A 12,991-nucleotide genomic window follows, 5' to 3' on the forward strand; every position below is an offset into this window, starting at 1 on the left:
TCGCTCTATGGAAAGCCATGTGGCGCCTGGCGGTCATGTTCCTGCTCGGCCTGGCCGCGCCCGCCCTCGGGGCGGAAAGCGCGCCGCATCGCTCGCCCCGCGCGACGGCGACGCTGGCGACCGATGTCGCGGCGGTCGCGCCGGGCACCGGGTTCCAGGCGGGGCTGCGGCTGCGGCTGGAGCCGGGCTGGCACAGCTACTGGCGAAACGCCGGGGACGCCGGCGCGCCGACCGAGATCGCGCTGACCCTGCCGGACGGCGCGACCCACGGCCCGATCGCCTGGCCGGCGCCCTGGCGCATTCCCTACGGCCCGCTGGTCAACTACGGCTACCGGAACGAGGTGCTGCTGCCGATCGCGGTGCAGGTCCCGGCCTCCGCCCGGCCGGGCGAGGCCTTCCGGATCGAGGCCGAGGCGAGCTGGCTGGTCTGCGCCGAGCTCTGCATCCCCGAGGAAGGCCGTTTCGTCATCGAGCTGCCGGTCGCGGACCGCGCCGTCCCGGCCCCCGTCGAGGCGCCGCTGTTCGAGGCGACGGCGGCCCGCATTCCCCGCCCCGCCCCCTGGACCGTCCAGGCCGGCATGACCGGCGCGACGGCGAGCCTGGCGCTGGCTGGCCCGGGCCTGTCGCCCGAGATCGTGCGGGAAGCCAGCTTCTTCCCCTTCGAGCCCGGCGTGATCGAGACCACCGCGCCGCAGAGCCTGGCCTGGCGCGACGGCTCGCTGGTCCTGGGGCTGCGGCTGGCGGAAGGCGCGCGACCGCAGGCGCTGGCCGGCACGGTCACGCTGCGCGACGCCGGCGGCCAGCGCGCCAGCTTCGACGTCTCGGGGCCCGTCACCGGGCCGGCGCTGGCCGCGCCGGTGATCCCCTTCGCGACCGCGATCCTCTTCGCGCTGCTGGGCGGGCTGATCCTGAACCTGATGCCCTGCGTCTTCCCGGTGCTCGCGATGAAGGCGATGGCGCTGGCCCGCCTGTCCGGCGAGGCACGCCGCGAGGTGCGGATCCATGCCGCGAGCTACACCGCGGGCGTGATGGCCACCTTCGCCGCGATCGGCGGCGCACTGATCGCGTTGCGGGAAGGCGGCGAGGCCGCGGGCTGGGGCTTCCAGTTCACCAATCCCGCCTTCGTCGCCGGCATGGCCTGGCTGATGCTGGCCGTCGCGCTGAACCTGCTCGGCGTCTTCTGGGTGCGGCCGGTCGGCGCCGGCCATGGGCTCGCGGCGCGCGGCGGGCATGCCGGGGCCTTCTTCACCGGCGCGCTGGCGGTGCTGCTGGCCACGCCCTGCACGGCGCCTTTCATGGCTGCGGCTCTCGGCGCCGCGCTGGCCATGCCGGCGGAGCAGGCGGTGGCGGTGTTCCTGGCGCTCGGGCTCGGGCTGGCGGCGCCCTATGCGCTGCTTGGGGTGGTGCCCTCGCTCACGCGGCTGCTGCCGCGGCCCGGGCCCTGGATGGAGCGGCTGCGCCAAGCGCTGGCCTTCCCGATGCTGGCCGCCGCGGCCTGGCTGGTCTGGGTGCTGGCGCAGCTCGCGGGGCCGGACGGGGTGATGATCGCGCTGGCAGGCGCGGTGGTGCTGGCCATCGGGCTCTGGGCGCTGGGCTGGGCGCAGCGGGCGGATGCCGGGCGCCGCGTGACGCTGGGTCGGGCGGCCGCGGGGCTGGCGCTGCTCGGCGCCGTCGCCCTGCTGCCGCAACTGACCACCGCGCCGGCCTCGGCGGCCGATGCCGGGCCGGGCGCCGAGCCCTGGTCCGCCGCGCGCGTCGCGCAACTGCGGGCCGAGGGACGGCCAGTCTTCGTCAACGCGACCGCGGCCTGGTGCATCACCTGCCAGGTGAATGAGCGCATCGCGTTGCGCGGTGCGGCCGTGCAGGACGCGTTCGCGGCGCGCAACGTCGCCTACCTCAAGGCGGACTGGACTCGGGGCGACCCCGCCATCGGCGCGCTGCTGCGCGAGCACGGGCGGGAAGGCGTGCCGCTCTATCTGTACTGGGCACCGGGCGCGGCGGCGCCCATCGTGCTGCCGCAGCTGCTGACCGAGGGCATCGTGACCGAGGCGCTCGGGCTGTAAAGCTTCGGTTCACGCCGGCGCGGCAGTCTCGGGCCATGCGCTGTCTCCTCGTCCTCCTCCTCTTCGCGGCACCCGCCCTGGCGCAGGTCCAGGAAACCGAGGTCGTCGGGAGCGATCCCATGGCCTGCACCGACCGGCGCGCCGGCGCCGTCGCCTGCATGGCGGGCAGGCTCTGTGCCTGCGGCTACCAGCGCGGCGGCATCGTGTCGGGGCGGCCGGATGGCTGGCGCTGGGATTGCGGCGTGCTGCGCCCGGCCTGCGGCGATCCCGTGCCGGCGACGGCGCCGTCCCAGCCCATGCCGATGCCGCAGCTCTTCATGAACCTGCCCACGCCGCAATACCCGCAGCCGCCCTACACGCCCTGGCAGCGCTGAGCCGGCACCCGCCGGCGAAGGCGACGGGCTACCTCCGCCGCGCAGCCAGCATCCCGATCGCCATCGCGCCGGCGCCGGCCAGCGTCGCCAGCGTGGCTAGGGGATGCAGCTGCGCCTCCAGCAGCAGGCTGGTGCGGCGCGCGGCGCGGCCGAGGCTCGATCGCGCATCGCCGCCCGGCCGGCCGCGGCGGAGGTTGTCGCGCCGTTCGGGCAGGCCTTCCGGTGACGCGGCCTGGCCCGGCTTGCCGACGGCCTCCATCGCGAAATCCGTCAGGCGCGGGAACAGCGCGCCGGCCAGCGCGATCACCGCCCCGCCGCCGCCCACCACGAGGTCGCGGCGCGGATTGGCGCAGGCGAAGCAGATCGCGCGGGCGACAAGCTGCGGATCATAGACCGGCGGCGGCACGCGCACGCCGGGCAGCTCCCAGGTCAGACGCGCGTGTTCCTGGAAGGGCGTGTCGATCGAGGACGGCTTGATCAGTGTGACGGAGATCGGCGCGCCTTCCGCTTCGAGCTCCATGCGCAGCGTGTCGGTGAAGGCCTTCACCGCGTGCTTCGTCGCGCTGTAGGTGCCCTGGTAGATCAGCGCGCGGTCCGACAGCACCGACCCGACATTGACGATCGCGCCGCCGCGCTGCCGCAGCCGCTTCGCCGCGACCAGGCTGCCGTTCACCGTGCCCCAGTAGTTCGTGTCGAAGAGCCGGCGCTGGTCGTCGATCGGCGTCTCCTCGAGCGTGCCGACGACGGAGGTGCCGGCGTCGTTGACCCAGCTGTCGAGTGCGCCGAACTCATGCTCCGCGCGAACCGCAGCGGCTTGCAGCGCGGCGATGTCGGCGACGTCGGCGACGTGGAAGGCGGCACGGCCGCCGAGGTCGCGGATCGCCTGCGCGGCCTCCGACAGCGACGGCTCGTCGCGCGCGACCAGCATCACCGCGGCCCCGCGCGAGGCGGCCATCCTTGCCGTCGCGAGCCCGATGCCGGAGCTCGCGCCGGTGATCAGGACGACCTGCCGCGCGAGCGGCTTCAGGCGGACGGGCATGCGCGACCTCATGGGGAACCGGATCGGATCGCCGCAGGGCAGGATTGCCCGGAGGCGTGAATCCGATCCGCATTTGGATCGGATCGCCGCAGGGCAGGATTGCCCGGAGGCGCGAATCCGATCCGCCATCAAGTGTCGCGCAACACGGTCAGATGCTGAGGGTTCCCGCCTTGGCCGCCGCGTAGCGCTCGGACAGCTTCGACCAGTCCAGCACGTTCCACCAGGCCGCGGTGTATTCGGGCCGGCGGTTCTGGTAGCGCAGGTAGTAGGCGTGCTCCCAGACGTCGTTGCCCATGAGGACACGCTGGCCGTCCATCAGCGGGTTGTCCTGGCCGGGCCTGGTCACGATGGCCAGCCGCCCGGCCGGCGTGACGGTGACGAAGGCCCAGCCCGAGCCGAAGACGCCGTTCGCGGCGGCGTTGAAGCGCGTCCTGAAGGTGGCGACGTCGCCGAAATCCTGCGCGATGGCCGCCGCGAGCTCCCCCGTGGGCTCGCCGCCCGCGCCGCCCATGATCTGCCAGAACATCGTGTGGTTGGCATTCCCGCCGCCGTTGTTGCGCACGGCGGTGCGAACGGCCTCCGGCACCTCGTTCAGCTTCATCAGCAGCTGGTCGAGCGGCATGGCGCCGAGCTGCGAATGGTCACGGAGCGCGGCATTCAGGTTCGCGACCTGCGCGCCGTGGTGGAAGCGCCAATGGATCTCCATGGTGCGCGCGTCGATCGCCGCCTCGTTCTTGTCGAAGGCGTAGGGCAGCGGCGGCAGGGCGAAGGGGCCGGACGGCGGCGTGGATGCCTGCGTCCCTTGGGACAGGGCCGGGCGCGCGCTCGCCCAGACGGTGGCGGCCGCGGCTGCGGCGCCGAACAGCGCCCGGCGGTTGAAGGCGGTCATGCAGTGTCTCCTGGGCTCTTCCCCGGGCGGGAGATTAGGGCGGTTCGCCCGATGCGCCAGGGGTTGATTGCCAGCCCGGGGTTCCGGGGCGAGGATGGGCGATGGGAAGGGGACGCCGATGATCCACGAGCTGCGCATCTACCATTGCCTGCCGAACCGCCTGCCCGCGCTGCTCAAGCGCTTCGAGACGGAGACGCTGCGCATCTGGGACCGCCACGGGATCCGCCAGGCCGGCTTCTGGACGGTGCTGGTCGGGCCGTCCAACCACGCGCTCTATTACCTGCTGGCCTGGGAGAGCATGGCGGAGCGCGAGGCGAAATGGGCCGGCTTCATGGCCGATCCCGAATGGCAGGAAGCACGACGGAAGAGCGAGGCGGACGGTCCGATCCTGTCGAGCATCGAGAACATGTTCCTCCAGCCCACTGCGTTCTCCTCGGTCAGGTAGCAGGACGGCGGAGCCAGGCGACGGCGCCGAGCAGCAGCAGCGACAGCAGCACCATCAGCGTCGCGGCCGCCATCACGGTCAGGCTGATCTCATCGTTCAGGCCCGCGAACATCTGCCGCGGCAGGGTGCGCTGGCCGGGGCCGGCGAGGAACAGCACCACGACCGTCTCGTCGAGCGAGGTCGCGAAGGCGAAGACCGCGCCGGCGGCAACGCCCGGCGCGATGCGCGGCAGGCAGACCCGGAAGAAGGCCCGCCAGGGATCGGCGCCGCATGACGCCGCGGCGCGCAGCAGCACGCGGTCGAAACGCGACAGCGAGGCGAGCACCGTCACCACGACGAATGGCACGCCAAGCATCGCATGCGCGATGACGAGGCCGGCGAAGGTATTGGCCAGGCCGCGCGGCCCGAAGGCCAACAGCAGCGCCACCGCGACGACGATGGCGGGCACCACCATCGGCGCGAGGATCACGCCGAGCACGAGCCGTCGCCCCGGGACATCCGCGAGCCATAGCCCGAAGGCGGCCGGCACGCCGAGCATCGTCGCGAGCGCGGCGCTTGCCGTCCCGAGGGTGAGCGAGTTCCATAGCGCCGGCAGCCAGAAGTCGGAGGCGAAGAAGGCGCCGTACCAGCGAAGCGACAGCCCCGGCAGGGGATAGTGCAGGAAGCTGCCGGCCGAGAAGGACAGCGGCACCACCACCAGGATCGGCAGCGTCAGGAATGTCAGCACGAGAAGGCCGAAGGCCCAGAGCGCGGCCCTCACGCCGTCTTCACCTTGTCGAAGCCGACCAGGCGCCCGTAGAGCCCGATCACCGCCGCCACCGCCGCCAGCAGCAGCACGCTCAGCGCCGCCGCCATGCCCCAATCCACCGTGCGGTTGGCATAGAAGCCGATGAACCAGGAGAGCATCTGGTCATTGGGCCCGCCGAGCAGCGCCGGGGTGACGTAGAAGCCGAGCGCCTGCACGAAGACCAGCAGGCAGCCCGCGCCGACGCCCGGCAGCGACAGCGGCAGCAGCACGCGGAAGAAGACGCGCGACGGCGCCGCGCCGAGCGAGGCCGCCGCGCGCGCCAGGCGCCAGTCCATCTCGCGCACCACGGCCAGGATCGGCAGCACCATGAAGGGCAGCAGGATGTGCACCATCGCGACCAGTACGGCGAAGCGGTTCAGCAGCAGCGGCAGCGGCCGGTCCAGCATGCCCGCGCCGATCAGCGCGGCGTTGACGATGCCTTCCTTCTGCAGCAGCACCATCCAGGCCGCGGTGCGTACGATCAGGCTCGTCCAGAACGGCAGCAGCACGCCGCCCAGCAGCCAGGGCTGCGCGCGCGCCGGCGCGACCGCGATCAGCCAGGCCAGGGGATAGCCGAGGATCAGGCAGAGGATCGTCGCCGACGCGCTGATCCCGAGCGTGCGCCCGAGGATGCCGCGCCAGATCGCCGCGTCCCGAGGCACCGCGACGATCGCGCCGGCGCCGTCGCGTCCGAGGTCGAGCGCGGCGAGCAGGCGGAAATCGGTGACGGGCCCGCCGGCGCGCTCGATGGCGCGCCACGGCGCCGGCGTCGCCCATTCCTCGCTGACCGAGAGGATGCGCGACCGGTCGTCGCCGGTCTGGGCGACACGGCGGCCGGTCGCGGGCAGCAGGGACCGCATGCCGGGATGCTCGGCATTCAGCCGCGCGGCGGCGCGGGCGATGCCGCCGGCGCCGGTCTCGGTGTCGCGGGCGCGGGCCTCGCGGAGGTCCTCGGCGAGCGCGGCGAAGGCGGCGTCGGGGATGGCGGCGCCGTCCCAGGATCGCAGGACGGCCAGGGTTCGCGGGAGGACCGAGGGGACCTCGACATCCGCGACGGCGCGCCAGAGGAAGGCGCCGATCGGCGCGACGAAGCCGATCAGCAGCGAGAGCAGGAGCGGCGCGACGAGAAGGACGGCGCCGCGGCGGGGAGTCATGGGGCCGTCGGGAGTTGCGCTGCCCCCTCGCCATCCCTCCCCCGCACGCGGGGGAGGGTGCCCGCACAGCGGGCGGGTGGTGTCAGCGCCACCGTCAGCAGCCGGGATCTACCGGCTCACCCACGCATTGAACCGCGTGTTCAGCCGGTCGAGGTTGTCGAGCCAGAACTTGTCGTCGATCTGCAGCGCCGATTCCGCATTCGCCGGCGCCGTCGGGAGCTGCTGCAGCACCTCGCGCGGGATCAGCGCGTTCGCGGCCTTCGACGTCACGCCATAGGGAATCCTGGGCGGCAACTGCGCCTGGACCTGCGGCTGACCCACGAAGCGCAGGAAATCCAGCGCCTTCTGCCGGTTCGGGCTGCCCTTCATGATCACCCAGCTGTCGAGCGTGTAGAGGTTCTGGCTCCACTGGATGCCGAAGTCGCGGCTGTCGTTCGCATTGGCCGCGGCGATGCGCCCGTTGTAGGCGTTGGTCAGCGCGACCTCGCCGCTCGCGAGCCATTGCGCGGGCTGGCTGCCGCGTTCCCACCACGCGAGATTCGCCTTGATGGCGTCCAGCTTGCGGAAGGCGCGGTCCAGGCCGGCATCCGTGCCGAGCACGCGATAGACCTCGCCCGGCGCGACGCCGTCCGCCAACAGCGCGACCTCGAGCGTCGTCTTCGGGCCCTTGCGCAGCGCGCGGCGCCCGGGAATTCGCGCGGTGTCGAAGAAATCCGCCCAGCCGCGCGGCGCTTCGCGGACGCGGCCGCGGTCCCAGGCGAGGACGAAGGAATAGAGGATCGCGCCGACGCCGAAGTCGCTGACGGCCTGCGGGATATAGGCGTCGCGCCCGCCGATCGCGTTCCAGTCCAGCCGCTCGAACAGGCCTTCCTCGGTGCCGATCAGCAGCTCCTCGGATTCCACCTGCACGACGTCCCAGGTGTTGGCGCCGGACTGGATCTTGGCGCGCAGCACGCCGACGCCGCCGTCCCAGGTCTCCTCCAGCAAGCGCTGGCCCGACTGCGCCATGAAGGGGCGGAAATAGACCTCGCGCTGCGCATCCTGGTAGGCGCCGCCCCAGGAGACCACGGTCAGGTCGCGCGCCTGCGCATCCGCCCCCTTCGGCGCGAGCGCCGCCGCCGCCAGCGCCCCTGCCGAGCCGATCACCGTCCTGCGCCGCATCGCGATCCTCCGTCTCCGACTGGAGGCGGGGACGCTATTCCGCGACGGCGGCCATGCCAACCGGCCGGCCCGCCCGTTCGAGCCGCGCGAGGGTCTCCAGCGCCTCGGCCCGGCGGCGGCGCAGCGTCTCGGCCAGGCCGCGCAGCTCCGATCCCGGCATCAGGCGCATCGGCTGGGCCGGCGCGACCAGCGCCACGCCCTGGTCCAGCTGCGCGGCGCGCGCGGACGCGCGCTCGGCGATGCGGCGGGCCAGGGGGGCGGCTTCGGCGGCATCGTCGCAGGCCAGCATGACCTCGGCCGCAGCCTGAGTGGTGGCGAGGAGCTCGGCCTCGAGCAGCAGGTCCCCGCCCACGGAGCGCAGCAGGGAAGGCTGGTCGTCGCGCGTATCGGCCCGCCGCCGGCCCGCATAATCCGCGGCATCCGGCGCCGAGACCGACTGGGCTGCGAGCGCGCTCAGCAGCAGCGCGCCGCCGATCGGGCCGCGCGGCGGGATGAAGGGCATGCCCCCGGCGTAGACATTGCCGACCGAGCCGGGCTGCGCGGCGAAGAAGGTGTCGGCGCGCTGCAACTGCTCCCGCGCCGGCGTGCAGCCCGTGCCGGAGGTGAAGATCTGCGGCGCCGGCACGGCCGGGGGAGGCGCGGCGCGGCCCGCGCAGGCTGTAAGCGGAAGCAGCGCGAGAAGAAGGATCCTGCAACGCGGCATGATGGCGTCCCATCCGATTTCGCGCATTAGTGGAAAAGAATTCCGCCGCCGCAACCGAAATCCTGCCGCAGCGCCCGATCAGTCCATGTCGGCACCGCCCCGGAAGACCAGGGCCTCGTCGGGCGCCCAGGCAACGCCGACGGTGCTGCCGGGTTCTGGCAGGGGCTCGCCGCCCACCGGCCGCCTGGCGATGATCTCCTCGCCGCCGGCCAGCGCCAGGCGCAGGCGGAAGTGATCGCCCTGAAACAGCACCTCGGCCAGCGTCGCCCGCAGCGCGCCGGCCACGTCCGGCGCGGTCAGCGCCACCCGCTCCGGGCGCACCATCAGCACGCCCTGGCTGCCGGCCGGCAGGGCCTCGCCCAAGGCGGCCCGCACCTCGGTCCCGTCGGACAGGCGCAGCTTCGCATGACCGTCCAGCACCGCCGCCACGCCGACCCTCAGGCTGTTGTTCTCCCCCACGAAGCCTGCGACGAAGGCGTCGGCGGGCTCGTCGTAGAGCTCGCGCGGGGGCGCGACCTGGCGCAGCCGGCCGCGCGCCAGGACCGCGATGCGGTCGGACAGCGTCAGCGCCTCCGACTGGTCGTGGGTGACGTACATCATGGTCAGGCCGAGCCGCTGGTGCAGCGTGCGGATCTCGTGCTGCATCTCCTCGCGTAGCGCCTTGTCCAGCGCGCCGAGCGGCTCGTCGAGCAGCACGATCGGCGGCTCGAAGACCATCGCGCGGGCGAGCGCGACGCGCTGCTGCTGGCCGCCGGAAAGCTGGGCCGGGCGGCGGTCGCCATAGCCGGGCAGGCGCACCATCCCGAGCGCGCGCTGCACGCGCTCCGCCCGCTCGGGCTTCGGCACGCTGCGGGCCTCGAGCGGGAAGGCGACGTTCTCCGCCACCGTCATGTGCGGAAATAGGGCGTAGGACTGGAACACCACGCCGATGCCGCGCTTGTGCGGCGGCAGCCGCGCGATGTCGCGGCCTTCCAGCAGGATGCGCCCCTCGTCCGGCAGCTCGAACCCCGCGAGCAGCATCAGCGTCGTCGTCTTGCCCGACCCCGAGGGGCCGAGCAGCGTCAGCAGCTCGCCCCGCGCAATGTCGAGATCGAGCGCCGAGAGCGCCGCGGGCGTCTCGGCGCCCTTCGTCGCGGGGTAGCTCTTCGAGACATGCTCGAAGCGCAGGAGCGGGGAAGTCATCGCGGGAACGCTTCCCGCCCGCTGCCGCGCCTGTCAACCGCTGCGTGCCGGAACCCCGCCCGTCATCGGGCGTTCGTTGCGTGACATTCCAGAACCAGGGAGATGATCGATGTCGCAACCCGCGAACGACATGCGCGACCTGCGCGACGAAGCCGTGGCCTCCGGCACGAGGCTGGCCGAGGATGCCCGCACCGAGCTCGCCCGCCTGCGCGCGCAGGTGGAGCGGCTGATGCAGGACCGCGTGACACCGGCCCTCGGCACCGCCGCGGAAACAGTGGAGGACTATTCCCGCCGCGCCCGCGACACCATCGAGGAAGGCGCCGAGACATTCGCCGAGACGGTGCGCGAGCGTCCGATCCTGGCGATCGCCACGGCGGGGCTGGCGGGCTTCCTGATCGGCCGCCTGATGGGCGGCACCACCTATGTCTACTCGAACGACAAGCGGCGCTGATCGGTGCGTCTGCTGAGCCTTGCGAAGGCGGCCTGGGCGGCGGAGGAACTCCACCTCCGCCGCCTGGTGCGGTCGCGCGGGATGCAGGCGGGCTATGCGGCCGCGGCCGTCATCTTCCTCGTGATGATGCTGGTCATGCTGCACCTCGCCGCTTTCGCCGCGCTCGAGCCCGGCCGCGGGCCCGTCGTGGCCGCGATGTGGGTGGCGGCCGGCGACCTGGTGCTGCTGGCGCTTCTGGCCTGGATGGCATCGCGCGCGGGGCACGACCCGGTGGCCGACGAAGCGGTGCGGCTGCGGCAGGAAGCCGTGCGGCAGATCGGCGACCAGGCCGCGCGGGCGATGGTCCTCGCGCCGCTGCTGCGCAGCCAGAACGCGAAGAAGGGCCTGCTCGGCGCGGCGGTGACGGCGGTGGTCGTCGGCTTGCTGTCGCGGCGATAGAACGCCGTCGAGGTCGGCTCGGCGCCGCGGGCAGCCGCGACCGGCTCTCCCGCTCCACGTCCGTTCGGGATGATCGGCTCGACGGATCAGCTCACGGGGTCAACGAAGCGGCATACGCGGCGACGGCGACCAGGTCATCCGGCGAGAGGCTTTCGACGACCGATCGCATCGGCGCGCTGTCGGCGCCCGCCCGCGCGCCTGTCCGGTAGTCGTAGAACTGGCGGACCATGTAGCTCGGCGATCGCCCGGCAATGCCGGGAACAGCTCCGACGCCGCGGAGCGCGGGGCCGTGGCAGGCGCTGCACTGCACCGCGTCGCCTGCGTCGGTGGTCGCCAGCACCCGGCCCCGTTCGAGGCTGCCCGGCGGCGCATAGGCGACGAAGCGTGCCCGTCCGTCGCGCAGCGCGAAGCTGTCCGGGTCTTCCGGCACCTCGATGACGCGTCGTCCGATGGGTTCGGTGCCGCCGCCCCCCTGGGGCACGAGATACCAGCCGGTCACCTGGGTGCTCGGCACCTGCTCGGCCTCGACCACCCGGATGGCCGCCCTTGGCCGGATCGCGGCGAAGTAGGCGGCGGCGGCCTCGACCTCCTCGCTGGTCATGGATCGCGCGGTCGCGATCATCAATTGCGTCGGTGCCCGTCCGGGCACCGAAGTGCCGCGCGCGCCGCTCCGGAATTCGGCGATCTGCTGTCGGAAATACTCGATCGGCAATCCCGCGAGACCGGCGTTCTCCGGCCCGCCTGAGCCGTCGGCACGGTGGCACGAGCCGCAGGCCATCACCGCTGGCCTGCGCCCCTGGGACACGATGTCGGGCATGGGCGGGTGATCGTCGGGATGCCAGTCAGGCGCGAAGAACAGGTTGCGGGTTTGGGTCAGGGTGAAGGCGGCGGCGCTTCCCGGCACGCGCCGGGGAATGCCGTCATCCGGTGGTGGGGAGAAGGCCGGCGGGTTGACCGCGTAGGCCCAGGCGGGCGGGCCGTCGTCGCCCTGCGCGAGGGCGCTGGCAGCGACCGCCAATGCGACGCATGCAACGGTCAGTCCGAGACGCATGATGCCCGCCCCTCGAAGGACGACCGAAGCCTATATCCAGTCGCCTCATTCGGGCCAGGACGTTCCCGGAGGAATCCGCGAACACCACGCGGAGGCGGGCACTCGCCGGTCATCCCGTCCGCCCGTTCGAACCGGGTTGCCCTCCCGCCGGCGAGGCGCTAGCCCCGGGCCAGGCCTGCGGGAAACGCCCATGTCCGACGAGCCCAGCGTCATTGCCCGCCGCGAGGGCGCGGCCGGCACCATCCTGATGAACCGCCCGCGCGCGCTGAACGCGCTCGACCTGCCGATGATCGAGCAGCTGAGCGCGGCGCTGCGCGGCTTCCGCGACGACCCGGAGGTGAAGCTGGTGGTGCTGGAAGGCGCGGGCGGCCGCGCCTTCTGCGCCGGCGGCGATGTCAGGCGCATGCGCGAGCTCGCGCTCGCCGGCGATGCCGCCGCCGTCGAGGCTTTCTTCGCCGGCGAATACGCGATGAACCTGGCGATCGCCGAATTTCCCAAGCCCTGGATCAGCCTGATCGACGGTGTCTGCATGGGCGGCGGCATCGGCGTCTCGGTCCATGGCCGCTACCGCGTGGTGACGGAGCATGCGCTGCTCGCCATGCCGGAGACGGCGATCGCGCTGTTTCCCGACGTCGGCACCAGCTACGTCCTGCCGCGCCTGCCGGGCTCGGTCGGGATGTGGCTCGCGCTGACCGGCGCGCGGCTCAAGGGCGCGGAGGCGGTGGAGGCTGGGCTTGCCACGCATTACGTGCCGCGCGCCGACCTGCCCGCGCTGCGCGAGGCGCTGCTGGAAGGCGAGGCGGAGGCGGTGGGCCGCTTTGCCCAGATCGTCCATCCCGGCGCGGTCGCCGCGGTGCGGGACGCGGTGGACCGCTGCTTCGGCGAACCAAGCCTCGAGGCGATCGAGGACGCGCTGGGGCGCGAGGGCACGGAGTGGGCGAACGCGCAGCGCGCGACGCTGATGCGGATGTCGCCGACGAGCATGGCGGTGACGATGGAGCTGCTGCGCCGTGGCGCTTCCATGTCGCTGGCGGAGTGCCTGCGGATGGAGCTCGCGCTGACCCGGAAGGTCGTGTTCCACCCGGATTTCGCGGAGGGCGTGCGCGCGGTGCTGGTGGACAAGGACAACGCGCCGCGATGGGCGGAGCGGGCACGGGTGGAGGAGATGTTTTCGTAGCGCGCTGCCTCAGCCGCTGCGCGGCTCCCTCCCCCGCAAGCGGGGGACGGATGGGGTGGGGGCAGGAAGTGCTCGGC

Annotated in this window: 14 protein-coding genes; 6 read left to right on the forward strand and 8 right to left on the reverse strand. The window is 73.0% G+C overall.

What is annotated here, in order from left to right; genetic code table 11:
- Positions 1-17: 17 nt before the first annotated feature.
- The gene (locus tag ACLF3M_RS14900) at positions 18-2,063 is read left to right on the forward strand and encodes a protein-disulfide reductase DsbD family protein (RefSeq protein ID WP_430657731.1); all 2,046 of its coding nucleotides are present in this window, start codon (positions 18-20) and stop codon (positions 2,061-2,063) included.
- 35 nt (positions 2,064-2,098) lie between these two features.
- A complete protein-coding gene (locus tag ACLF3M_RS14905) occupies positions 2,099-2,437 on the forward strand; it encodes a hypothetical protein (protein WP_430657732.1) in 339 nt (112 codons plus the stop codon).
- Between the two features lie 28 nt (positions 2,438-2,465).
- Here the strand turns inward: ACLF3M_RS14905 and ACLF3M_RS14910 are convergent, their stop codons facing one another.
- Together ACLF3M_RS14910 and ACLF3M_RS14915 are read right to left on the reverse strand one after the other, a co-directional pair.
- A complete protein-coding gene (locus ACLF3M_RS14910; RefSeq protein ID WP_430657733.1) occupies positions 2,466-3,476 on the reverse strand; it encodes an SDR family oxidoreductase in 1,011 nt (336 codons plus the stop codon).
- 148 nt (positions 3,477-3,624) lie between these two features.
- The gene (locus ACLF3M_RS14915; protein ID WP_430657734.1) at positions 3,625-4,365 is read right to left on the reverse strand and encodes a superoxide dismutase; all 741 of its coding nucleotides are present in this window, start codon (positions 4,363-4,365) and stop codon (positions 3,625-3,627) included.
- A gap of 118 nt (positions 4,366-4,483) precedes the next feature.
- Here ACLF3M_RS14915 and ACLF3M_RS14920 point away from each other — a divergent pair, with 118 nt between their 5' ends.
- Positions 4,484-4,810: an NIPSNAP family protein gene (locus tag ACLF3M_RS14920; protein WP_430657735.1), complete on the forward strand. Its 327-nt coding sequence runs from the start codon at positions 4,484-4,486 to the stop codon at positions 4,808-4,810.
- Here the strand turns inward: ACLF3M_RS14920 and ACLF3M_RS14925 are convergent.
- The 5 genes from ACLF3M_RS14925 to ACLF3M_RS14945 form a co-directional block, all read right to left on the reverse strand.
- Entirely contained in the window at positions 4,803-5,570 is a 768-nt protein-coding gene (locus ACLF3M_RS14925; protein WP_430657736.1) for an ABC transporter permease, read from the reverse strand. The genes ACLF3M_RS14920 and ACLF3M_RS14925 overlap by 8 nt on opposite strands.
- Positions 5,567-6,751 carry an ABC transporter permease gene (locus ACLF3M_RS14930; protein WP_430657737.1) on the reverse strand — a complete coding sequence of 395 codons (1,185 nt, stop codon included), beginning with the start codon at positions 6,749-6,751 and terminating at the stop codon, positions 5,567-5,569. The genes ACLF3M_RS14925 and ACLF3M_RS14930 overlap by 4 nt, the downstream gene beginning before the upstream one ends.
- Before the next feature lie 108 nt (positions 6,752-6,859).
- A complete protein-coding gene (locus ACLF3M_RS14935; protein ID WP_430657738.1) occupies positions 6,860-7,912 on the reverse strand; it encodes an ABC transporter substrate-binding protein in 1,053 nt (350 codons plus the stop codon).
- 34 nt (positions 7,913-7,946) lie between these two features.
- On the reverse strand, positions 7,947-8,537 hold the full coding sequence (locus tag ACLF3M_RS14940) for a hypothetical protein (RefSeq protein ID WP_430657739.1): 591 nt from the start codon (positions 8,535-8,537) through the stop codon (positions 7,947-7,949).
- A 156-nt stretch (positions 8,538-8,693) separates the two neighbouring features.
- Positions 8,694-9,797, reverse strand: coding sequence for an ABC transporter ATP-binding protein (locus ACLF3M_RS14945; RefSeq protein ID WP_430657740.1), 1,104 nt, complete (start codon positions 9,795-9,797; stop codon positions 8,694-8,696).
- Positions 9,798-9,906: 109 nt separating this feature from the next.
- Here ACLF3M_RS14945 and ACLF3M_RS14950 point away from each other — a divergent pair, with 109 nt between their 5' ends.
- Both ACLF3M_RS14950 and ACLF3M_RS14955 read left to right on the forward strand, forming a co-directional pair.
- Positions 9,907-10,248, forward strand: a complete 342-nt coding sequence (locus tag ACLF3M_RS14950; RefSeq protein WP_430657741.1) for a DUF883 family protein — start codon at positions 9,907-9,909, stop codon at positions 10,246-10,248.
- 3 nt (positions 10,249-10,251) lie between these two features.
- Complete coding sequence (locus ACLF3M_RS14955) at positions 10,252-10,686, forward strand: hypothetical protein (protein ID WP_430657742.1); 435 nt, start codon at positions 10,252-10,254, stop codon at positions 10,684-10,686.
- A 91-nt stretch (positions 10,687-10,777) separates the two neighbouring features.
- Here ACLF3M_RS14955 and ACLF3M_RS14960 read toward each other — a convergent pair whose 3' ends face one another.
- The gene (locus ACLF3M_RS14960) at positions 10,778-11,704 is read right to left on the reverse strand and encodes a c-type cytochrome (RefSeq protein ID WP_430657743.1); all 927 of its coding nucleotides are present in this window, start codon (positions 11,702-11,704) and stop codon (positions 10,778-10,780) included.
- 223 nt (positions 11,705-11,927) lie between these two features.
- Here ACLF3M_RS14960 and ACLF3M_RS14965 point away from each other — a divergent pair, with 223 nt between their 5' ends.
- Positions 11,928-12,914, forward strand: coding sequence for an enoyl-CoA hydratase/isomerase family protein (locus ACLF3M_RS14965; protein WP_430657744.1), 987 nt, complete (start codon positions 11,928-11,930; stop codon positions 12,912-12,914).
- Positions 12,915-12,991 lie beyond the last annotated feature (77 nt).

Source organism: Falsiroseomonas sp. HW251, assembly GCF_050563545.1.
Classification (GTDB): domain Bacteria; phylum Pseudomonadota; class Alphaproteobacteria; order Acetobacterales; family Acetobacteraceae; genus Falsiroseomonas.